A 21,778-nucleotide genomic window follows, 5' to 3' on the forward strand; every position below is an offset into this window, starting at 1 on the left:
GCCCGCCCACGGCATTGAGATACACCAGCGGCAACCCGGTCTCGGTCACGCGCGCAACCATGTGGTTCATCCGCGTGTCCAGCTTGCCCCGGTAATAAGGCGAGCCATTGGGCACGATCAAAATCTCGGCGCCTGTTTCAGCCAGCGTCTCGGCCACGTCGGGATGCCACGCATCTTCGCAGATCGGAGAGCCGATGCGCACCCCGTTGATCGCATAGGGGCCCGAAATCGGGCCGACATCGAACAGCCGGTATTCGTCGAAAATGCCCTTATGGGGCAGCTCATGCTTGAGCATCCGCGCCAGCAGCTTTCCGTCCTTCCAGACCCAATAGGCGTTGTAATGACCGCTATCGTCCCAGAACGGCGCGCCAATGCCCAGCGCGGGACCATCGGTGATACGCGCGCCCAAGGCCTCCATCGCGGCAGTGGCATCGCGCACGAAGGCGCGCTTGGCGATCAGGTCCTGCGTTTGATAGCCCGTCAGAAACATTTCGGGCAGCGCGACCATATCAGCCCCCGCAGCGCGGCCCGCAGACCACGCCTCATAGGCTTTCTCGGCATTGGCTTGCAGCGCGCCCACGGTTGGGTTGAGCTGGGCAAGGGTCAGGCGGAAACGGTCGGCCATGGGCATCCTCGGGCTATCAGACTGACCTTCATTTAACAGAAAGCGCCCGGCAGAAAAGGGCGCGCGCACATTCGCAAGGCCGCCACACCGCCGCTTGGGCACATCTGCTTGTCACACCTTGCCCCGCCGCTTACTCTAATCGTTAACAGTGACGGGGCGAATCCCGTCTGACATCGACCCAAATCATAGCGAGGGCAGGCATGGCAGGGGCGCGGCTTCGCATCATGACATCGGCGGCATTGATTGCCGCAGTGCTGGGCGCGCAAGGCGCGCGCGCACAAGAGGTCATCACCAAGCAATATGACGATGGCGGGCTCTATGAGGGCACGTTCACCGATGGCAAGCAGGACGGATACGGCACCTATAAGCTCCCCTCGGGCTATGAATATGAGGGCCAATGGGTGATGGGCGAGATCCGCGGCCAGGGTCGCGCGCGCTTTCCCAACGGCTCGGTCTATGAGGGGCAGTTCGCGCGCGGCAAGCCCGACGGCAAGGGCAAGATCACTTTCGCCGATGGCGGCACCTATGAGGGCGATTGGGTCGCAGGCGAGATCACCGGCACGGGAGTTGCGCATTACGCCAATGGCTCGATCTACAAAGGCCAGTTTCGCAACGCGATGCATGACGGCAAGGGCACGCTTGAAGCCGCCAATGGCTATCGCTACGAGGGCGATTGGGTTGCGGGCATCAAAGAAGGCACGGGGCTGATCACCTATCCCGATGGCTCGACCTATGAGGGTCAGGTGAAAAACGGCCAACGCGCCGGGGACGGGACGCTGAAGATGGCCGACGGGCTGATCTTTGAGGGGCAGTGGAAAGACGGCCAGATGAACGGGATGGGCAAGCTGACCCAGCCCAACGGCGATGTCTATGAGGGCCAGATGGTCAACGGCAAGCGCCACGGTCGCGGCCGCGTCACCTATGCCAATGGCGATACCTATGGGGGCGAGTTCCTGCTCGACAAGCGCGATGGCACGGGCACCTTCAAGGGCACTGATGGCTATCTTTATGAGGGCGATTGGAGCGACGGCCGGATCGAGGGAACGGGCAAGGTCTCATATCCCGATGGCTCGGTCTATGAGGGACATTTCAAGGCCGACCTGCCCGATGGGCAGGGCAAGATCACCTACCCCGATGGCTCCAGCTATGAGGGCGGTTGGGTTGCAGGTGTGATCGAGGGATCTGGCATTGCGCGCTATGCCAACGGTCTTGTCTATGAAGGCCAGTTCAAGGATGCGCGCAATCACGGCACCGGCAAGATGACCTATCCCGATGGCTATTCCTACGAGGGCGAGTGGGCCGATGGTCAACGTCAGGGCACAGGCATTGCGCGCTATGCCGACGGCACCGTCTATGAGGGCAATTTCGACGCCGGACAGCGCGATGGCATGGGCAAGCTCAGCATGCCCGACGGGTTTTCCTACGAGGGCCAGTGGCACAATGGCGCGATCGACGGCGAAGGCCGTGCAAGCTATGCCAATGGCGATGTGTATGAGGGCCATTTCAACAATGGCAAGCGCGAGGGGCAAGGCACGATGACCTATGCCTCGGGCAAGGTTGCGCAAGGCAAATGGACGCAAGGCGCGCTGCGCGAGACGCCCCTGCCCGACTCGACATCGCAACAGGGCGCAGCCCCTCAAACGCCTCCTGCCGCGGCCACGCCCGAGCCCGTTTTGCCCAATGCCGAGGGCACGGGCGGCAACTGAGCCGCGCGATGGGACTATCAGGCGTTTGCATTATTTGAACACGCAGATGCCTCCGGCGGGAGTATTTTTCGCTAGATGAAAGGGCCTCAGACCCTCTCGCCTGCGTCGAGCTTTGCCAGAATGGTTGCGGCGCTGTCGAGCTTGTCTTGGCGGGCCTGCGCGTCTTGTTTGTCCCAGTTGCGATAGACCAGCGCCATGCGGGGATTGCCCCCAAACCGTGCGCGGTGGCGGTCGATGAAATGCCAATACAGGCTGTTGAACGGGCAAGCGCCCTGCCCCGATTTCGCACCCACATCATAGGCGCAGCCTGCGCAATAGTCCGACATCTTGTCGATATAAGCGCCCGAAGACATATAGGGTTTCGAGGCCACGACACCGCCATCGGCGAACTGGCTCATGCCTGCCGTGTTGGGCGCTTCGACCCATTCGAACGCGTCGATATAGACCGCGAGGAACCAGTCTTGCACCTGCGCGGGATCAACGCCTGCGAGCAGCGCGAAATTGCCCGCCACCATCAGGCGTTGGATGTGATGGGCATAGGCAAGGTCGCGGGTTTGGGCGACGGTGGCGGCCAGACAAGCCATATCCGTTTCGCCCGACCAATAGGCGCAAGGCAGATCTCGCTGGTGATCAAGCGCGTTGCGCGCGGTGTAATCGGGCCCCTCGTGGAAATAGATTCCGCGCATATATTCGCGCCAACCCAAGACTTGGCGAACAAAGCCCTCGGCCGATTGGATGGGCACATTTCCCGCGTGGTAGGCAGACTCTGCCGCCGCGCAAACCTCGTGCGGAGAGAGCAGCCCGATATTGAGCGGAGCAGACAACAGCGCATGATAAAGTAGCGGATCATCGCCCAGCATCGCGTCTTGATAAGGGCCGAAATCGCGCAGGTTGTGGGTGATGAAATGATCAAGCGCGCGCAGCGCCTGCGCCCGACTGACGGGCCAGTTGAAGCCCTCGAGCGTGCCGAAATTATCGGGAAACTCGGCTTCGACCATCTCGAGCACCTCTTGCACCAGCGCGTCTTTGCGAAAGGTCGGCGCAGGGGTGCGAAACAGATCAGGTTGCGCGGGCTTGCGGTTGTCCTTGTCGAAATTCCACTGCCCGCCCGCAGGTTTGTCGCCCTCCATCAACAGGCCCGTTTCGCGGCGCATCTCGCGATAGAACCACTCCATCCGTAGCTCTTTGTGCCCCTTGGCCCAGTCGGCAAAGCGACCTTCCGAGCAGAAAAACCGATCATCGGGCAGTTGTCGGATCTGGATCGGACAGGCCTCGAATGCCGCACGCAAGCGCCATTCGCCCGGCGCGATCACCAGCGCCTCATCGGCCCCGAGTTCCTTGGCTCGGCGCGCGATTTCGCCGGGCAACGATCCGGCATTGTCCGGGTCGGTCAGCTTGGTGTAGCGGAGCTGCCAGCCCGCCTGTGTCAGCTCATGGCCAAAGCGGCGCATCGCGGCGAAAACCAGCGCGAGCTTCTGCTTGTGATGGGCGGCATAGCTGGCTTCGGCGCGCACCTCGGCCATCATCACTACATCGCGCGCCTTATCGGCTGCACGCAGCGCCGCACCGTCATGGCTAAGCTGGTCGCCCAGTACCACGATCAGCCTAGTCATAGATCATTTTCCGCGTCATGCCGCCATCGACCACCAGCATCTGCCCCGTGACAAAGCCTGCATCGACCAGATAGCGCACGGCCCCCACAATATCGCGGGGTTCCCCAACGCGGCCCACGGGATGCTGGGCGTAATCGGCCTCGCTGAGGGGGGCAGCGCGGCTGTTGATCCATCCCGGAGCGATGGCATTCACGCGCACGTCTGGACCAAGGCCCACCGCAAGCGCATGGGTCAGCGCCTCCACCCCGCCTTTGGCGGCGGCATAGGCATAGGTGTTGGGTTCCGATTGCAGCGCGCGGGTTGAGGCGATGTTGATCACACAGCCCTGAGCCGCGCGCAGCGAAGGCAGGCATTCGCGCGTCATCAAGAACGTGCCCGTCAGATGTGGGCCAATCCAGCGGTTCCAGTCTTGCAGGCTCATCCCCTCAAGCGGGCCGCATACGGGGTCGGCGGGTCCGCCGTTATTGACCAACAGATCAAGCCGCTTGATCCCGGCCTCGGCGACCGCCGCCTTGATGTCGCGCTCGCGCGAAAGATCGCAGGGGATCGGGTGCAGCCCGCGCTGACCCTGCATCGCCTCGAGCGCCTCGGCATCAAGATCGAGCACAGCGACATGCCAACCTGCCGCAGCCAGATCAAGCGCAATCGCCTTGCCAATACCATGCGCGCCCCCGGTGACAAGCGCTCTGCGGGGTGTCGAATTCACCATGGGATTTCCTTTCCAGCGTAGTCGTAAAATCCGCCCGTTTGCGTCGGGCTCAAGCCTTCCAGCACATCCAGCAGACGGCGCGCCGCCTCGGCCGGGGTCAGCTTGCCGCGCGGGTAATTGGCGGTAAAGGGCGTGTCCACCGTTCCCGGATGCAGGCAGGCCAGAACAAGCTGCGGATGGCTGCGGGCCAGTTCAACCGATGCGCCGTGGATCAGTTGATTGAGCGCGGATTTGGCGGCGCGGTAGCTATACCAGCCGCCCAAGCGATTATCGCCAATCGAGCCGACCCGCGCCGACAGTGCAGCGAACCGCGCAGGCCGGTCGCGCGGCAATAATCGGCGCGCATGTTTAAGAACCAGTGCAAGCCCCATCGCATTCACCGCAAATTGCGCCGCCATTTCCTGCGCGCCAAGCTGCGAGAGCGTCTTTTCAGGCGTGCCAAGCTGACCGCTGGCAACGAAGACCAGATCGAAAGGTCCGCTCAGCGCGCCCAGCGCCGAGGCGATACTGTCTTCATCGCTCACATCAAACCCGTCGCGCGATCGTGACAGCCCCGTCACGACCGCCCCGCGCGTCTCTAGTTCAGACCGGATCGCAGCGCCGATCCCGCCTGTATCGCCGATCACAAGCGCCTGATCTGTCATGGCTCTCTCTCCTCGGATACCACTTCGGTCGGGTATGAATTCTACGCGGGGCCGACCGCGCTGGTTCCTTTTTACTTTTCATTCCCGCACGTTTGCCTATAGTCGCCCACATGACACGGGATCAACATATCCAAATTACCGCAGCCGGGGCGCAAGCCCGTGGCGCGCTGACCCGTGGTCTCCTTCTTCTTAGCAGCCTCTGAGCGTGCCCCACCCGGGCGCGACCGCTCAGGGGTAGACAGCGCCCGGACCGATCCCGACCGCCACTGCGCAACGCTGGCCTTCGGGACGAACTGACGCTAAGACCCGCTAGGAAAGAGACAACAAATGGCACCGACCATGACCGACAAATCCAAAGTCCTGATTTTTGACACCACGCTGCGCGATGGCGAGCAATCGCCGGGCGCCACGATGACGCATGACGAAAAGCTCGAGATTGCCGAGCTGCTCGACGAGATGGGCGTGGACATCATCGAGGCCGGGTTCCCCATCGCCTCGATCGGTGATTTCGAAGCCGTCAGCGAGATCGCGAAACGCTCAAAGAACGCAGTGATTTGCGGGCTGGCGCGCGCCAAGATGCCCGATATCGACCGCGCCTGGGAGGCCGTGCAGCACGCAGCCAAGCCGCGCATCCACACCTTCATCGGCACCTCGCCGCTGCATCGCGCCATTCCCAACCTCAGCATGGACGAGATGGCGCAGGTGATCCACGACACCGTCACCCATGCGCGCAACCTGTGTGACAATGTGCAATGGTCGCCGATGGATGCCACCCGCACCGAGCATGATTATCTGTGCCGGGTGATCGAGATCGCGATCAAGGCTGGCGCCACCACGATCAACATCCCCGACACCGTGGGCTACACCGCGCCGCGCGAAAGTGCCGATCTGATCAAGATGCTGATCGAGCGGGTGCCGGGCGCGGATGAGATCGTCTTTGCCACGCATTGCCATAACGATCTGGGCATGGCGACGGCGAACTCGCTGGCGGCAGTTGAGGCCGGGGCGCGTCAGATCGAATGCACGATCAACGGTCTGGGCGAACGTGCGGGCAATACCGCGCTTGAAGAGGTCGTGATGGCGATGAAAGTGCGCCATGACATCATGCCCTACGACACCGGGATCGACACCACCAAAATTATGAACCTGTCGCGCCGTGTGGCGCAGGTTTCGGGCTTTGCGGTGCAGTTCAACAAGGCGATCGTCGGCAAGAACGCGTTTCTGCATGAAAGCGGCATCCATCAGGATGGCGTGCTGAAAAACGTCGAGACCTTCGAGATCATGAAACCCGCCGATATCGGGCTCAATGAGGCCAATATCGCGATGGGCAAGCATTCGGGGCGCGCGGCGCTGCGCGCCAAGCTCAACGATCTGGGCTATGAACTGGGCGACAACCAGCTCAAGGATGTGTTCGTGCGCTTCAAGGCGCTGGCCGATCGCAAGAAGGAAATCTACGACGACGACCTGATCGCACTGATGTCCGATAGCGCCGCCAATACCGACAGCGATTATCTGCAGGTGAAATGGCTTCGGGTCGTTTGCGGCAGCGATGGGCAGCAAGCCGAGCTGAAGATGCTGGTGAATGGCGAGGAGAAATCCTCGACCTGTGGCGGCGATGGCCCGGTCGATGCGGTCTTCAACTGCGTCAAGGCGATCTATCCGACGCAGGCCAAGCTCAAGCTCTATCAGGTGCATGCGGTGACCGAGGGAACCGACGCGCAGGCCACGGTTTCGGTTCGCATGGAGGAAGACGGGCGCATCGTCACCGGGTCTGCCTCGGATACCGACACCATTCTGGCCAGCGTGAAGGCCTATGTCGGCGCGCTCAACCGGCTGCGGGTGCGCAGCCAGAAAACCGCGCCAGATGCGGACATGAAATCGGTCAGTTTCAAGCTGTAGACCGGGACGGCACTTCATCGCAAAGGGCAGCCAGCGGGCTGCCCTTTTTGCGTATTGCGCAAAGTCGCAAAAACTAACGAAAATAGCACGATTTCGTGACGTATCGCATAATGTAAACTTTGAGCCCGGTTAACGGGGGGCCAGACAGGCTAAAAGTTGAAAAAGGTCAAGTGCTTGGAATCCCTTGGGCGGATTGCCGCGAGCGGTGCTTGGGCTGAACGCAAATCCGCTTCCACGTCTTGCGTGCTTTGACTATACCGAGCGCGAGCCACCGCTGTGACGAGTCGGAGGCAATTTAGAATTTGACGACGGGACAGGCGAAAAATGGTAGGCGGGCTCTTTTCCTCGGATATGGCAATTGACCTCGGCACGGCGAATACGCTGGTCTACGTCAAAGGCAAAGGGATCGTGCTGAACGAACCCTCGGTGGTGGCTTATCACGTCAAGGACGGCAAGAAACAGGTGCTCGCCGTTGGCGAAGACGCCAAGTTGATGCTAGGGCGCACGCCCGGCTCGATCGAGGCGATCCGCCCGATGCGCGACGGTGTCATCGCCGATTTTGACTCCGCCGAAGAGATGATCAAACACTTCATCCGCAAGGTCCATAAACGCTCGACCTTCTCGAAACCGAAAATCATCGTCTGCGTGCCCCACGGCGCGACCCCGGTGGAAAAACGCGCGATCCGTCAGTCGGTTCTCAGCGCAGGCGCGCGCCGCGCTGGCCTGATCGCGGAACCCATCGCAGCCGCCATTGGTGCGGGCATGCCGATCACCGATCCCACCGGCTCGATGGTGGTCGATATCGGCGGTGGCACGACCGAAGTGGCCGTCCTCAGCCTTGGCGATATCGTCTACGCGCGCTCGGTGCGGGTGGGCGGCGACCGCATGGATGAGGCAATCATCAGCTATCTGCGGCGCAACCAGAACCTGTTGGTGGGCGAATCCACCGCCGAGCGGATCAAGACCACGATCGGCACCGCGCGGATGCCCGATGACGGGCGCGGGATGAGCCTGCATGTGCGCGGGCGCGACCTGCTCAACGGTGTGCCCAAAGAAATCGAAATCACGCAGGCGCAAGTCGCCGAGGCGCTCAGCGAACCCGTGCAGCAGATTTGCGACGCGGTGATGCAGGCGCTGGAAACCACGCCCCCCGATCTGGCCGCAGATATCGTGGATCGCGGCGTGATGTTGACCGGCGGCGGCGCGCTGCTGGGCGAGTTGGATCTGGCGCTGCGCGAGCAGACGGGTCTGTCGATCTCGATTGCGGATCAGTCGCTTAACTGTGTTGCATTGGGCACCGGCAAGGCGCTTGAATATGAAAAGCAGCTTCGCCACGTGATTGATTACGATAGCTGATCCGGGTTTGCCCCGGTCAGCCGCGCTAACCGGAGACGGATTTGGCCAAAAACCGCGATAACGAGGATTATCTTGGCCCGCTGCGCCGCGTGGGCGTGGCGCTTTTGGCGCTGTTTTTGCTGATCCTATTTCTGATCTGGCGCATCGACAGCCCCCGGATGGAGCGCGTGCGCTCGGCCCTTGTGGACCGCTTTGTGCCCAGTTTTGACTGGGTCATGGCGCCCGTCGGGAAGCTGACGGATATGGTCGAGGGGTTCCAGTCCTACGCCCGCATCTACGAGCAGAACCAGGAATTGCGCCGCGAATTGCAGCAGATGAAAAGCTGGAAAGAGGCGGCCGTTCAGCTTGAACAGCAAAACGCCAAGCTGCTGGCGCAAAACAAGGTGCGGCTTGACCCGAAACTCACCAGCGTGTCGGGGCGCGTGCTGGCCGATAGCGGCTCGCCATTTCGCAAATCGGTGCTTCTGAATGTCGGGCAGCGCGACGGGATCGTTGATGGCTGGGCGACGATGGACGGGCTGGGGCTCGTCGGGCGGATCTCGGGCGTGGGCAAATCCACCAGCCGGGTGTTGCTGCTCACCGATGCCTCCAGCCGGATCCCGATCAGCATTCCCGCCTCGGGACAGAACGCAATTTTGGCAGGCGATAACTCGCCCTACCCGGTGATCGACTTCCTTGAACATCCCGAGCGCGTACGCCCCGGTGACCGGGTGATTTCCTCGGGGGATGGCGGAGTATTTCCTGCCGGGCTGCTGGTGGGGCAGATCTTTCAGGGGCGCGACAAGCGGATGCGGGTGCGCCTTGCCGCCGATTACGAGCGGCTTGATTTCTTGCGCGTGCTGCGCTCGCACCCCGCCGAAAAGATTGACTCCGTTGGCAGTCTGATCGCGCCAGATCCCGCGCTGATTGAACGCGAAGCCGCGCAAAAGGCGCGCGCCGAGGCCAGCGAGGGCGCGCTGCAACCCGAAGATGGCACCGATAATGGAGGCGATGGGAGCGGGGCGGCCAGCCAATGATTGATCCGCTCACCAGCCGCCGTCTGCGCTATCGCGCGCTTTATGTCGCGATAGCGCTGGTGCTGATTTTCGTGCGCTTGCTGCCGGTCGATCATGCGCCCGGCGGTTTGCCCGGCCCCGATTTGACGCTGGCGATCACGCTGGCTTGGTTGCTGCGTCGGCCCGAATATGTGCCCGCTCTCCTGATCGTGGCGGTCTTTTTACTCGAGGATATGTTATTCTGGCGTCCAATCGGGCTTTGGGCGCTTATCGTTCTGGGCGCGACCGAATTTTTACGCGCCCGCGAGGAATCCTTGCGCGATTTGCCCTTTGCGCTGGAATGGGCGCTGCTTGCGGCGATCTTGATCGCGATGATGGTGGTCAAGCGGGTGGTGCTGGTGATGGTGCTGCTGGATCAGCCCTCGCTCGGGTTGGAGCTGTTCCAGATGTTGATGACACTGGCGGCCTACCCGTTCGTGGTGCTGGTGTCGCGCGTCGGATTTGGGTTGCGCCGCGCGGCTCCGGGTGAAGTCGATGCCTTTGGGCATAGGTTGTAGAGAAAGGGGTCAGCAATGAGACGATCCCCGAAAGAAACGCAAGAAAGCACCCGCCGCATCACGCGCCGCGGGCTGATGCTGGGTGGCGCGCAATTGGCTGTGGTCGCGGTACTGGCCGCGCGGATGCGCAAGATGCAGCTTGAGGATGCCAATCAGTATCGGCTGCTCGCCGAGGGGAACTCGGTCAAGATCCGGCTGATCCCGCCTGCGCGTGGGCTCATTTATGATCGCAACGGCGTGTTGCTGGCAGGCAATGAGCAGAATTACCGCGTCACGATCACACGCGAGGATAGCGATGATGTCGAAGCCACGCTCAGCGAACTGCGCCGCCTCGTGCCGATTACCGATAGCGATGCGGCGGACATTCTGCACGATATTCGCCGCCGCCCCCCGACCACTCCGGTGACAGTTGCCGATCGTCTGAGTTGGGATGAATTCTCGCGCGTGGCAGTCAACAGCCCCTCTTTGCCCGGCGTGAACCCCGATGTCGGCCTGTCGCGAAACTACCCGCGCCGCGACGATTTCGCCCATGTCGCGGGCTATGTCGGCCCGGTCTCTGACTATGACCTGAGCAAGATGGATGACCCCGACCCGCTGTTGCTGATCCCGAAATTCCAGCTTGGCAAAACCGGGATCGAGGCCAAGGAAGAAAGCGTGCTGCGCGGTCAGGCCGGGCAGCGCCGGATCGAGGTGAACTCGGCAGGGCGCGAGATGCGCGAGCTGTCGCGCGAGCCTGGCAAGCCGGGTGAGAACCTGCAACTGACCCTCGATTACCGGCTGCAGAACTACGCGCTCAAGCGGTTGGAAAATGAATCCGCCGCCACCGTGTTGATCGACGTGACCAATGGGGATGTGCTGGCCTGTGCTTCGGCACCGTCGTTTGATCCCAATATGTTCGTGCGCGGCATCTCGGTGGCCGAATACCAGACGCTCACGCAGGATGACCACCGCCCCTTGGCCGATAAATCGGTGCAGGGTCTCTATCCGCCGGGGTCCACCTATAAAATGGTGACCGCGCTGGCCGCGCTTGAGGCCGGGCTTGTGACGCCCAATGAAACCGTCTGGTGTCCGGGTTATGTCGAGATTGCGGGACGGCGGTTTCACTGCTGGAAACGCGCCGGACACGGCCATGTCGATATGACCAAAAGCATGGAGCAAAGCTGCGACGTCTATTACTATGAGATGTCGCAACGCATCGGTATCGACAAGATGAGCGACATGGCCAAACGGCTGGGCATCGGCGTGCGCCCCGACCTTCCGATGTCGGCCGTCAAAGAGGGCGTGGCCCCCAACAAAGAGTGGAAAAAAGAGCGCTACGGCAAAGAGTGGCTGATCGGGGACACCGCCAATGCCGCGATCGGTCAGGGCTATGTGCTGGCATCACCGATGCATCTTGCGATCATGACGGCGCGCATCGCAAGTGGCAAAAAGGTCGAGCCGCGCCTGATCCGCACCCGCGACGGGATCGAGCAGCCGGTGCGCGTCAGCGACGATCTCGACATCCCCAAGGCCTATCTCGATGATGTCCGCAAGGGCATGACGGCAGTGGTGAACTCATCGCGCGGGACGGGACGCGGCTCACGCATCGCGATGGCGGAATGGAAGATGGCAGGCAAATCGGGCACCAGCCAAGTGCGCAACATCTCCAAGGCCGAGCGGGCGCGCGGTGTGATCCGCAACGACCAGTTGCCCTGGGATCAGCGCGACCACGCGCTGTTCGTCGCCTTCGCCCCGATCGACAATCCGCGTTACGCGGTCTCGGTGGTGGTCGAACATGGCTCGGGCGGGTCGGTGGCCGCAGCGCCGATCGCGCGCGATGTCTTGCTGTTCGCGCTCGCCGGTGGCCTTCCCCCGGATGAGGCTTACCCCTCTAGCGCGCGCGCCAAGGCCCAGGCGTTGAATGCCTCGCTGGATCTAGTCGACCCGGAAACCGTGCAAAAACCACAGGCGAAGTCGCGCGCATGAGCTATCTCGAATCCAACCTCAAGACCGTGCCAACGGGCTGGCGCAAACTGTTTTACATGAACTGGCCGCTGGTGGTTTTGCTGACCGCCGTCGCCTCGGCCGGGTTCTTGATGCTGTATTCGGTGGCGGGCGGCAACATTCACACTTGGGCCGAACCGCAGATGAAGCGCTTTGCCTTGGGCATGGTTGCGATGTTCGTCGTCGCCTTCGTACCGATCTGGTTTTGGCGTAACGTCTCGGCGGTCGCCTATATCATCGCGCTCTTGCTGCTGGTCGCGGTGGAACTGTTCGGCGCAATCGGCATGGGCGCGCAGCGCTGGCTGGAAATCGGGCCGATCCGCATTCAACCCTCAGAGCTGATGAAAATCACCCTCGTGATGCTACTGGCGGCCTATTATGATTGGCTGCCGGTCGAGAAAGTCTCGCGCCCGCAATGGGTTTTGGTGCCTGCACTGATCATCCTTGTTCCGACCTTCCTCGTGCTCGCCCAGCCCGATCTGGGTACGGCGGTGATGTTGGTATTGGGCGGGGCCTTCGTGATGTTCGCAGCCGGGGTTTCCTTGTGGTATTTCGGCACGGTGGTGGCACTGGTGGTGGCACTGGTCTTTGGCGTAATGGAAAGCCGGGGCACCGATTGGCAGTTGCTGCATGACTATCAATACAAGCGCGTCGACACCTTCCTTGACCCCGGCAGCGACCCGCTGGGTGCGGGCTATAACATCATGCAAGCGCAGATCGCGCTGGGGTCTGGGGGCTGGTCGGGGCGTGGCTTTATGCAAGGCACGCAATCGCGGCTGAACTTCCTGCCCGAGAAACACACCGATTTCATCTTTACCACCTTGGCCGAGGAGTTCGGCTTTGTCGGCGCGTTTTCTTTGCTGGTGCTCTATGCCGGGATCATCGGTTTCGCGCTTTATACCGCGATGGCGACCAAGGACCGCTTTGCCTCATTGCTGAGTTTTGGGGTCGCGGGGACGTTCTTTTTCTTCTTCGCGATCAATATGGCGATGGTGATGGGGTTGATGCCCGTGGTGGGCGTTCCGCTGCCCTTGGTCAGTTACGGAGGCACTGCGATGATGATCTTGCTGGCGGCCTTTGGGCTGGTGCAAAGCGCGCATATTCACAGACCGAGGCAGGGATGATCCGGGTTCTTTTTGCCGATCGGGCCGAGAATTGGCCGCGCTATGAGGCTCCGTTGGCGCATGCCCTCGCGCAGGCCGGAGTGAGGGCGGAAATCGTGCTGCCCGATGCGGCCGCGCCCGACAGCATCGACTATATCGTCTATTCCCCGATGGGCCCGGTGCAGGATTTCACGCCCTTCACTCGCGCCAAAGCGGTGCTCAACCTTTGGGCCGGGGTCGAGCGCGTGGTGGGCAATAAAACCCTGACCCAGCCGCTGTGCCGGATGGTCGATGACGGGCTGGAACGCGGCATGGTCGAATATGTGACCGGGCATGTGCTGCGCTATCATCTGGGGTTGGATGCGACGCTGGCGCAACAAGACGGGATCTGGCGCCACGATGACGGCGTGCCGCCACTGGCGCGCAATCGCCGCGTCGTGATGCTGGGGCTAGGGGCGCTTGGCGCGGCCTGCGCGCAGACTTTGTCGGGTCTTGGTTTTGACGTGACGGGGTGGAGCCGTAGCCCGAAGCAGATCGCAGGCATCGCCTGTCTGGACGGAGCCGCGGGTTTGCGACAGGCGCTATCGCACGCCGAGATCCTTGTCTCCCTTCTGCCCGACACGCCCGAAACGTCCAATCTGCTGAACGCGCAGACGCTGGCGTTGCTGCCCAAAGGGGCGGCGATCATTAACCCCGGTCGCGGCACGCTGATCGACGATGCGGCGCTGCTGGCTGCGCTTGATGCGGGGCAGATCGGCCATGCGACGCTGGATGTATTTCGTGTCGAACCTCTGCCTCCCGCGCACCCCTATTGGGCCCATCCGCGCGTCACCGTCACACCTCATATTGCAGCGGAAAGCCGGGCAGAAACCGCTGCACAGGTCGTGGCCGAAAACATTCGGCGCAGTGAGACGGGCGAGGCGTTGTTATATTTGATCGATCGCGCGCGCGGGTATTGAGCGGCTGGGGGTTTCACACCCCCAGACCCCCGTGGAGTATTTCGCGCTAGATGAAATTCAAAGCTTAGCTGCGTCGAGCCCAAGTTGATGGACAAGTACGGCAAAATCGCCTTGCTGGCCCGTCCAATCGGCGGCGCGCGCGGCAAACAGCGTGGCCTGACTTTGATGGATCAACCCATCCGACAGGATTTTGAGGTGATTGGCGCGCAGAGTTTCGCCCGAGGAGGTGATATCGGCAATCGCCTCGGCCGTGAGATTGGCGATCGTGCCTTCGGTCGCGCCCTGGCTGTCAACCAGCTGCCAGTCAGCCACGCCTTGCCGCGTCAGGAAATCGCGCACGAGGCGGTGGTATTTCGTCGCAATCCGCAGCCGGAACCCATGGGTTGCACGAAAGCGATGCGCCACCGCGTCTAGGTCTTCGAGGCAATCGACATCGGCCCAGCAATCGGGCACCGCGATGATCAGATCGGCATAGCCAAAGCCCATCGGCGCAAGGCTTGTCACCTGACTGTCCCAATCAGCGAGCTTTTCGCGCACGAGATCCGAACCGGTCACCCCCAGATGGATGCGCCCGGCCGCCAGTTCACGCGGGATTTCGCCCGCTGACAGCAGCACAAGGCTGACGCCTTCAGCGCCCTCGACCGCACCGGCATATTCGCGCTCGGACCCGCTGCGTTTGAGCGTGATGCCGCGATTGCCAAACCACTCAAACGTTTTTTCCATGAGCCGCCCCTTGGAGGGCACGCCGAGTTTGATCATAGCACCCCCTCCAGATCGGCCAAAAGCCCGGCGCGGATCATGCCGCCCACTGCCGGGATTTCGCGCCCCTGCCCCAATTGGCGGGTCAGCGCGTCATAGCGCCCGCCAATCGCCACCGGCGGTAGGACCGGGTCGGGGGCCGCGAAGGAAAAGACGAAGCCGTCGTAATATTCCATCGTGGAGCGGCCATGGCTGGCGTCAAAATGCAGATTATCCAGCGCGATCCCGTTGGCGGCAAGCGCGCTCAGGCGGCGCTGCAGCCGCGCGATCGCGGGTTCAAGCGCAGGTATCTTGAGCGCGCGCAGATGGTCAGGCGCGCTGTCAGCGCGGCAGCGCAGGGCTGCGAGCGCGTTGAGGGCGTTGACCGAGGCGGCGGGCAGCGCAGGCGCGGCGGCATCGGCTTGCAGGGCGGCAATACGGGCCTCCATTTCGCCCTGTTGGCGCAGGCCGATCCAAGGGCGATCCGAGCGCGCACCCGCAAGCAATTCGGCGCGCGCCTTTGGCACCGCAATTTGACCGCTATAGCGCGCAAGCAGGTGCTGAAACCGCTTGGGCCGCCAGATGTGACGCGCAAGTGCCGCCTTGCGTTCGGGCAAGGTATCAAGCCCGTCCACGGCCGCGCGCAACAGGCCCATATCCCCGATCGTGGCCGACAGGGTGAGACGGGAAAGGATGTTGGAGAACAACGCGAACACTTCGGCATCGGCGGCTTCGGGATCGGCGCGGTCGAAAATCTCGAAACCGGCCTGAAAATATTCATTGCTGCGCGCGGCCCCGCGATGGTCCTGACGGCGGAAAACTTCGCCCGCATAGGCGTAACGCGCGGGTTCCGCACCATCGGCCATATGCGCCTGCACGACGGGCACGGTGAAATCCGGGCGTAGCATCATCTCGCCGCGCAAAGGGTCGGCGGTGACATAGGCGCGCGCGCGGATATCTTCGCCGTAGAGGTCCAGAAGCGCCTCGGCGGGTTGCAGGATGTCGGGGGTGACTTCGACAGCGCCAGCCCTGAGGAACGCGTCAAGCAGGCGGGCGGCCATCGCCCTTGATTGCGCCTTGTCGGCCATGGATCAGCCCTCGTAGCGCGCAAGGATCTCTTGCACTTTTTCAACCATTTCGCTGGTCGGAACCTCGAACTGCGCGGGTTGGGATTTCCATTCTTCAACTGTTGCGTCTTGGGCGATCTTTGCGCCAAGGATCAGATCCTTGACCTGCACCACGCCGCGCTCGGCCTCATCACCACCTTGGATGATCGCCACAGGGCTTTGGCGTTTATCGGCATATTTGAGCTGGTTGCCGAAGTTTTTCGGATTGCCCAGATAGACCTCGGCGCGGATGCCAGCCCCGCGCAGTTGCGCAGCCATTGCCATGTAATCGCCCATCCGGTCGCGATCCATCACGGTCACCACGACCGGGCCTTGCTCGGTTCCGCCCAAGCGGCCCTTGGCGCGCAGCGCGGCCAGCAGACGATCCACCCCGATAGAGACGCCAGTGGCGGGCACGGCCTGACCGGTGAAGCGCTTGACCAGATCGTCATAGCGCCCGCCCCCCGCGACAGAGCCGAAGCTGCGCTTGCGGCCCTTCTCGTCGAGGATTTCGAAGGTCAGCTCGGCCTCGAAGACCGGGCCGGTGTAATAGCCAAGGCCGCGCACGACCGAGGGGTCGATCACGATGCGGTCGGGGCCGTAGCCTTGCGCGTCAAGCAATTGGGCGATCTGTTCGAGTTCGGCCACGCCTTCGGCGCCCAAATCCGACCCGACGACGAGATCACGCAGCCGCGCGCAGGTCGCAGCGTTATCGGCGCGCTTGGCTTCCATGAAGCCCATCACCGTGTCGGCCTGCGCGTCAGATAGCCCCGCGCCCTTGGTGAAATCGCCCGATTCATCCATCCGGCCCGGGCCGATCAGCGCACGCACGCCCTCCTCGCCGAACTTGTCGAATTTGTCGATGGCGCGCAGGACGGTGCCGCGCTCGGCCTCAAATTTCGACGGATCGGAGGGGTCAAGAACGCCCGCGACCTCCATCACGCCATTCAGGACCTTGCGGTTGTTCACCCGCACCACGTAATCGCCGCGCTCGATGCCCACGGCTTCCAGCGCATCTGCCAGCATGGCGCAAATCTCGGCATCCGCAGCCACCGAGGGCGCGCCCACCGTATCCGCATCACATTGATAAAACTGGCGAAAACGGCCCGGTCCGGGTTTCTCATTGCGCCAGACCGGGCCCATCGTGTAGCGCCGATAGGGGCTGGGCAGGTCATTGCGATATTGCGCGGCCACGCGCGCGAGCGGCGCGGTCATGTCATAGCGCAGCGCCAGCCATTTGCCGTCGTCATCCTCTTGCCAAGCGAACACGCCCCCATTTGGGCGGTCCACATCGGGGAGGAATTTTCCCAGCGCCTCGACCGTCTCGATGGCCGAAGTTTCCAGCGCCTCAAACCCATGCGCGCGATAGACCCGCGCGATCGCGTCGAGCATCTCGGCCCGCTCGGTCACCTCGGCGCCGAAATAGTCGCGAAAGCCTTTCGGGGCTTCTGCGCGCGGGCGGGGCTGTTTTTTCTCTTTGGCCATTGGCTTGCACCTGATCTGATCTCGCGCGAGGGTGTAGCCCAAGGGGCAGGCCCCGGCAAGCGATAGGGACAACAGATGCAGGATCGAGTGGAACGGGCAGAAGAACAGATCGCCCATCTCAGCAAGATGGTGGAGGATCTTTCGGATGTGGCGGTCGAGCAATCGCGCCGGATCGAGCGATTGGAACGCCAGTTGGGCCTGATGATGGAGCGCGAGGCAGAACGTGAATTTGACAGCGGCGGCTCGGTTCCGCTGGCCGATCAGAAGCCGCCCCATTGGTAAAGATGCGCGCGCTTTGGGCCTTTGGGGCGACCTTGATCAGCTTGCAAATGCTGGTCTATTTCGGCCTGCTGATATGGCCCGGCGAGACTGACTTGCACGGCGCGATGGTGCGGTTCTCGGCATGGCAGGCGACGGGGGCGCTGGTGGTGCAGATCTTTGCGCTGCTGCCCCTTTTGATCGTGCTGATCTGGCAATTTCGCCACCACACGCAGGCGCGGCTATTGCTGGGTGGGGCGCTGATTTTAAGCGCCGCTTTGGTGGTCTGCGCGTGGATTGAGCTGTGGTTGATCGAGGCGGCGCTGGCCGATTTGGTCAATATGGCGGATCGCGCACGGCAACTTGTTATCTTGCGCTGGGCTGAGGCCGCGCTTGCGTTTTGCGCGGCGATCACCTTGCGGCTGGGCTATGTCTCGGGCGCGCTTTAGACCTCTTCGACTTGTCCCACACCGCGCAAAGATCGGATCGCCCCTTTGACCTGCGGATTGACCGGGAATTCGCGCCCGGTGGCGATTTTGTAACGGCAGTTGCGTTCCGAATCATAAACCAAGAAGGCGACGGGGCCGCGCGTGCGCACCTTGCCCTCTTCCTCAAGCCGCTCCAGCAGCGAGGCGATCGAGGGCAGCGCCATCGCGTCATCGACATGGATCAACAGCCCCGAGGCCCCCGCATCCGCCGTCGCTTTGTCCATCGGTTGGGCCGACGAGGCCACCATGCGCACAGATTCCCCATCGACCTCGACCTTGACGGTCAGCACCAGCAGATTGCCGGTTTCCAACACATCGCGGCAGGCCTCCAGCGCCTCGGACCAAAAGGCGACCTCGTAAGGGCCGCTCGCATCCGACAGCGCGACAAAAGCGAACCGATTGCCCTTGGCCGATTTCTTTTCGCGCACCGAGGCGACTTCGCCCGCAATTCTGGTGACGAATGATCCATCAACCGCCTTACGCTGCACCTCTTCCCAGCTCATCACGTTCTTGCGTTTAAGCGCGGGCAGGAAATCTTCGATCGGGTGGCCCGACAGGTAAAACCCGATGGCTTTGTGTTCTTCGGACAGGCGTTCGCCTGGCAGCCAGTCATCGGTATCGGCCAGACGCGGCGGGGGCAGATCGTCGCCCGCCTCGCCAAACAGTGAGACCTGCGCGCTCTCGCGCGCCTCGATCACGGCACCCGACCACGCCATCAGCGATTCGAGGCTTTCAAACACCCGCTTGCGGTTGGGATCGAGCAGATCAAACGCCCCGGCGCGTGCGAGCATTTCCAACGGGCGCTTGCCCAGCCGCTTCATATCTACGCGGCGCGCGAAATCGAACAGATCGGTGAAATCGCCCCCCGCCTCGCGCGCATCCACGATCATCTGCATCGCATCCGAGCCGACGTTTTTCAGCGCGCCCAGCGCGTAGACCAGCTTTTGATCGACCACGTCGAAGCTTGCGAGCGAGCGGTTGACGCAAGGCGGAATGATCTCGATCCCAAGCTTTTTCTGCACCTCATCGGCATAGACGGCCAGCTTGTCGGTGAGGTGAATATCGCAATTCATCACCCCGCCCATGAATTCGACGGCGTGGTTGGCCTTGAGCCAGCCGGTGTAATAGCTGACCACCGCATAGGCGGCGGCGTGGGATTTGTTGAAGCCGTAATTGGCGAATTTTTCGAGCAGGTCGAAAACTTCCGAGGCCTTTTTCTTGTCGACCCCGTTCTGTGCCGCTCCCGCCTCGAATTTCGGGCGCTCGGCGTCCATCGCCTCTTTGATCTTTTTCCCCATCGCGCGGCGCAACAGGTCAGCGCCGCCAAGCGAGTAGCCCGCCATCACCTGAGCGATCTGCATAACCTGTTCCTGATAGACGATAATCCCCTGAGTTTCCTCAAGAATATGGTCAATCGTTGGATGCACCGAGGTGATCGGCTTCAGCCCGTTCTTCACCTCGCAATAGGTCGGGATGTTCTCCATGGGCCCCGGACGATAAAGCGCCACAAGCGCCACGATATCCTCGATACAGGTGGGTTTCATCTGGCGCAGGGCCGATTTCATCCCCTCTGATTCCACCTGAAACACCGCGACCGTTTTCGCGGCGGCATAGAGTTCATAGGTCTTGGGGTCATCCAATGGGATCGCGTTGATCTGGTTCTCGGCGCCCTCGGCGGGTTCATACAACTGGTTCCCAGCCGCATCGACATGCAGCGGACGGCCCGATTTGAAGATCAGGTTCATCGCCGATTGCACGACGGTCAGGGTTTTCAGACCCAAAAAGTCGAACTTCACCAGCCCGGCCTGTTCGACCCATTTCATGTTGAACTGCGTGGCCGGCATGTCCGAGCGCGGATCTTGATAAAGCGGAACCAGCTCATCAATCGGACGATCGCCGATCACCACCCCGGCGGCGTGGGTCGAGGCATTGCGCAACAGCCCCTCAATCGCCTTGGCGTAATCAAGCAGCCGCGCGACGACCTCTTCACTGCGCGCGGCTTCGCGCAGACGCGGCTCATCGGCCAGCGCCTTTTCGATGGAAACCGGTTTGACCCCCTCGACCGGGATCATCTTGGACAGCTTGTCGACCTGCCCGTAAGACATCTGCAACACGCGGCCCACATCGCGCACCGCCGCCTTGGACAAAAGCGCGCCGAAGGTGATGATCTGGCCCACCTTGTCGCGCCCGTATTTCTCTTGCACGTAGCGGATCACCTCTTCGCGGCGATCCATGCAAAAGTCGATATCGAAGTCGGGCATCGAGACCCGCTCGGGGTTCAAGAAGCGTTCGAACAGTAGGCTATAACGCAGCGGATCAAGGTCGGTGATGGTCAGTGCATAGGCGACAAGGCTGCCCGCCCCCGAGCCCCGCCCCGGCCCCACCGGAATATCGTGATCCTTGGCCCATTTGATGAAATCGGCCACGATCAGGAAATAGCCGGGAAAGCCCATCTGCTCGATGATGCCCAACTCGAATGTCAGGCGCGCCTCGTAATCTTCGACGGGCACGGCATGCGGGATCACCGCCAGACGCGCGCGCAAGCCTTCCCACGCCTGACGGCGCAATTCCTCGATCTCGTCATCGGCGAATTTCGGCAAGATCGGATCGCGGCGATAGGTGGCAAAGGCGCAGCGTTTGGCGATCTCGACGGTATTTTCCACCGCCTCGGGCAGATCGGCAAACAGCGCCACCATCTCGCTTTCGGATTTGAAATAATGCTGCGGCGTAAGGCGTCGACGGGGTTGCGCCTGATCGACATAAGCCCCGTCGGCGATGCAGATCATCGCGTCATGCGCCTCGTAAAGGCTTGATTTCGGGAAATAAACATCATTGGTCGCCACCAGCGGCAGGCCCATTTCATAGGCCCATTCGACAAAGGGGCGCTCGGTTGCGGCCTCGGCCTCGGTCACGGCACTGACCTCGCCGGGATGGCGCTGCAACTCGACATAAAGGCGCGTCGGATAGATCGCGGCCAGACGCTCCAGCAGCGCGCGCGCCTTGCCGTGCTGACCTGCCCGAACAAGCCGCCCGATGGGCCCGTCAGAGCCGCCGCTCAGACAGATCAAGCCCTCGGAGTGGGCCTCCAACTCGTCGACCGTGACCTGAATCTGTGCCCCGTGCTTATCCAAATAAAGACACGAATTCAGCTTCATCAGGTTTTCATAGCCACGCTCGGATTGCGCCAGCAGCACGATGGGCGCAGGCGGACGCGGGCGTTCGCCGGGCTGGGCGGGATCATATTCAACCGAGACCTGACAGCCCACGATCGGCTGCACCCCTGCCCCCAACGCGGTCACAGAAAATTCCAATGCCGCGAACATGTTATTGGTGTCGGTGACCGCGACGGCAGGCATTTTCGCCGCCTCGCACAGCTTCACCAGCTTCTTGGCGGGCACAGCGCCCTCAAGCAGCGAATACTCGGTATGGACGCGCAGGTGAATGAATCGGGGGCTGGTCATCGCGCCACGATAAGGTGCGCGCGCGCAGACGAAAAGTGCCAAAACCACCGATCCCGAATTCGCGTTCAATCGCCTTAATTTTGATCGTCAGAT

General features: G+C 62.0%; 18 protein-coding genes. 10 read left to right on the forward strand and 8 right to left on the reverse strand.

Annotation, left to right across the window (positions count from 1 at the left end):
* Nucleotides 1-625, reverse strand: a 625-nt coding sequence (locus QZ571_RS02970) for a nitrilase-related carbon-nitrogen hydrolase (protein WP_295531525.1), incomplete at its 3' end; no start/stop codon positions are given.
* Nucleotides 626-849: 224 nt separating this feature from the next.
* On the opposite strand from QZ571_RS02970, the gene QZ571_RS02975 reads away from it, so the two are divergent.
* Nucleotides 850-2,331 carry a 2-isopropylmalate synthase gene (locus QZ571_RS02975; RefSeq protein WP_295531832.1) on the forward strand — a complete coding sequence of 494 codons (1,482 nt, stop codon included), beginning with the start codon at nt 850-852 and terminating at the stop codon, nt 2,329-2,331.
* 86 nt (nt 2,332-2,417) lie between these two features.
* Here the strand turns inward: QZ571_RS02975 and QZ571_RS02980 are convergent, their stop codons facing one another.
* The 3 genes from QZ571_RS02980 to QZ571_RS02990 are packed head-to-tail and all read right to left on the reverse strand — an operon-like array spanning nt 2,418 to nt 5,297.
* The gene (locus QZ571_RS02980) at nt 2,418-3,944 is read right to left on the reverse strand and encodes a cryptochrome/photolyase family protein (RefSeq protein ID WP_295531529.1); all 1,527 of its coding nucleotides are present in this window, start codon (nt 3,942-3,944) and stop codon (nt 2,418-2,420) included.
* Nucleotides 3,937-4,653: an SDR family oxidoreductase gene (locus QZ571_RS02985; protein ID WP_295531531.1), complete on the reverse strand. Its 717-nt coding sequence runs from the start codon at nt 4,651-4,653 to the stop codon at nt 3,937-3,939. Before QZ571_RS02985 ends, QZ571_RS02980 begins: the two co-directional genes overlap by 8 nt.
* On the reverse strand, nt 4,647-5,297 hold the full coding sequence (locus QZ571_RS02990) for an SDR family NAD(P)-dependent oxidoreductase (RefSeq protein WP_295531534.1): 651 nt from the start codon (nt 5,295-5,297) through the stop codon (nt 4,647-4,649). Before QZ571_RS02990 ends, QZ571_RS02985 begins: the two co-directional genes overlap by 7 nt.
* A 339-nt stretch (nt 5,298-5,636) precedes the next feature.
* Here QZ571_RS02990 and QZ571_RS02995 point away from each other — a divergent pair, with 339 nt between their 5' ends.
* The 7 genes from QZ571_RS02995 to QZ571_RS03025 all read left to right on the forward strand — a co-directional run bounded on the left by QZ571_RS02995 (nt 5,637) and on the right by QZ571_RS03025 (nt 14,149).
* Complete coding sequence (locus QZ571_RS02995) at nt 5,637-7,196, forward strand: 2-isopropylmalate synthase (RefSeq protein WP_295531835.1); 1,560 nt, start codon at nt 5,637-5,639, stop codon at nt 7,194-7,196.
* Between the two features lie 324 nt (nt 7,197-7,520).
* The gene (locus QZ571_RS03000; protein ID WP_295531542.1) at nt 7,521-8,552 is read left to right on the forward strand and encodes a rod shape-determining protein; all 1,032 of its coding nucleotides are present in this window, start codon (nt 7,521-7,523) and stop codon (nt 8,550-8,552) included.
* Between the two features lie 41 nt (nt 8,553-8,593).
* Nucleotides 8,594-9,568 carry a rod shape-determining protein MreC gene (mreC, locus tag QZ571_RS03005; RefSeq protein ID WP_295531546.1) on the forward strand — a complete coding sequence of 325 codons (975 nt, stop codon included), beginning with the start codon at nt 8,594-8,596 and terminating at the stop codon, nt 9,566-9,568.
* Nucleotides 9,565-10,104 carry a rod shape-determining protein MreD gene (locus QZ571_RS03010; protein ID WP_295531549.1) on the forward strand — a complete coding sequence of 180 codons (540 nt, stop codon included), beginning with the start codon at nt 9,565-9,567 and terminating at the stop codon, nt 10,102-10,104. Before mreC ends, QZ571_RS03010 begins: the two co-directional genes overlap by 4 nt.
* 15 nt (nt 10,105-10,119) lie before the next feature.
* The gene (mrdA, locus tag QZ571_RS03015; protein ID WP_295531552.1) at nt 10,120-12,069 is read left to right on the forward strand and encodes a penicillin-binding protein 2; all 1,950 of its coding nucleotides are present in this window, start codon (nt 10,120-10,122) and stop codon (nt 12,067-12,069) included.
* Entirely contained in the window at nt 12,066-13,211 is a 1,146-nt protein-coding gene (rodA, locus tag QZ571_RS03020; RefSeq protein WP_295531555.1) for a rod shape-determining protein RodA, read from the forward strand. Before mrdA ends, rodA begins: the two co-directional genes overlap by 4 nt.
* Nucleotides 13,208-14,149: a glyoxylate/hydroxypyruvate reductase A gene (locus tag QZ571_RS03025; protein ID WP_295531557.1), complete on the forward strand. Its 942-nt coding sequence runs from the start codon at nt 13,208-13,210 to the stop codon at nt 14,147-14,149. The genes rodA and QZ571_RS03025 overlap by 4 nt, the downstream gene beginning before the upstream one ends.
* A 57-nt stretch (nt 14,150-14,206) precedes the next feature.
* Here the strand turns inward: QZ571_RS03025 and hisG are convergent, their stop codons facing one another.
* The 3 genes from hisG to hisS are packed head-to-tail and all read right to left on the reverse strand — an operon-like array spanning nt 14,207 to nt 17,478.
* Nucleotides 14,207-14,908: an ATP phosphoribosyltransferase gene (gene hisG / locus QZ571_RS03030; protein ID WP_295531560.1), complete on the reverse strand. Its 702-nt coding sequence runs from the start codon at nt 14,906-14,908 to the stop codon at nt 14,207-14,209.
* Nucleotides 14,905-15,975: an ATP phosphoribosyltransferase regulatory subunit gene (locus QZ571_RS03035; protein ID WP_295531562.1), complete on the reverse strand. Its 1,071-nt coding sequence runs from the start codon at nt 15,973-15,975 to the stop codon at nt 14,905-14,907. Before QZ571_RS03035 ends, hisG begins: the two co-directional genes overlap by 4 nt.
* Before the next feature lie 3 nt (nt 15,976-15,978).
* Complete coding sequence (gene hisS / locus QZ571_RS03040) at nt 15,979-17,478, reverse strand: histidine--tRNA ligase (protein WP_295531565.1); 1,500 nt, start codon at nt 17,476-17,478, stop codon at nt 15,979-15,981.
* 75 nt (nt 17,479-17,553) lie between these two features.
* Between hisS and QZ571_RS03045 the strand changes: the two genes are divergently transcribed.
* Together QZ571_RS03045 and QZ571_RS03050 are read left to right on the forward strand one after the other, a co-directional pair.
* The gene (locus tag QZ571_RS03045) at nt 17,554-17,760 is read left to right on the forward strand and encodes a SlyX family protein (protein WP_295531568.1); all 207 of its coding nucleotides are present in this window, start codon (nt 17,554-17,556) and stop codon (nt 17,758-17,760) included.
* A complete protein-coding gene (locus QZ571_RS03050; RefSeq protein WP_295531571.1) occupies nt 17,754-18,185 on the forward strand; it encodes a hypothetical protein in 432 nt (143 codons plus the stop codon). Before QZ571_RS03045 ends, QZ571_RS03050 begins: the two co-directional genes overlap by 7 nt.
* Here QZ571_RS03050 and dnaE read toward each other — a convergent pair.
* Nucleotides 18,182-21,685, reverse strand: a complete 3,504-nt coding sequence (dnaE, locus tag QZ571_RS03055) for a DNA polymerase III subunit alpha (protein ID WP_295531574.1) — start codon at nt 21,683-21,685, stop codon at nt 18,182-18,184. The genes QZ571_RS03050 and dnaE overlap by 4 nt on opposite strands.
* Between the last annotated feature and the right edge of the window lie 93 nt (nt 21,686-21,778).

The sequence above is a fragment of the uncultured Thioclava sp. genome, assembly GCF_913064665.1.
GTDB classification, from domain to species: Bacteria; Pseudomonadota; Alphaproteobacteria; order Rhodobacterales; family Rhodobacteraceae; genus Thioclava; species Thioclava arctica.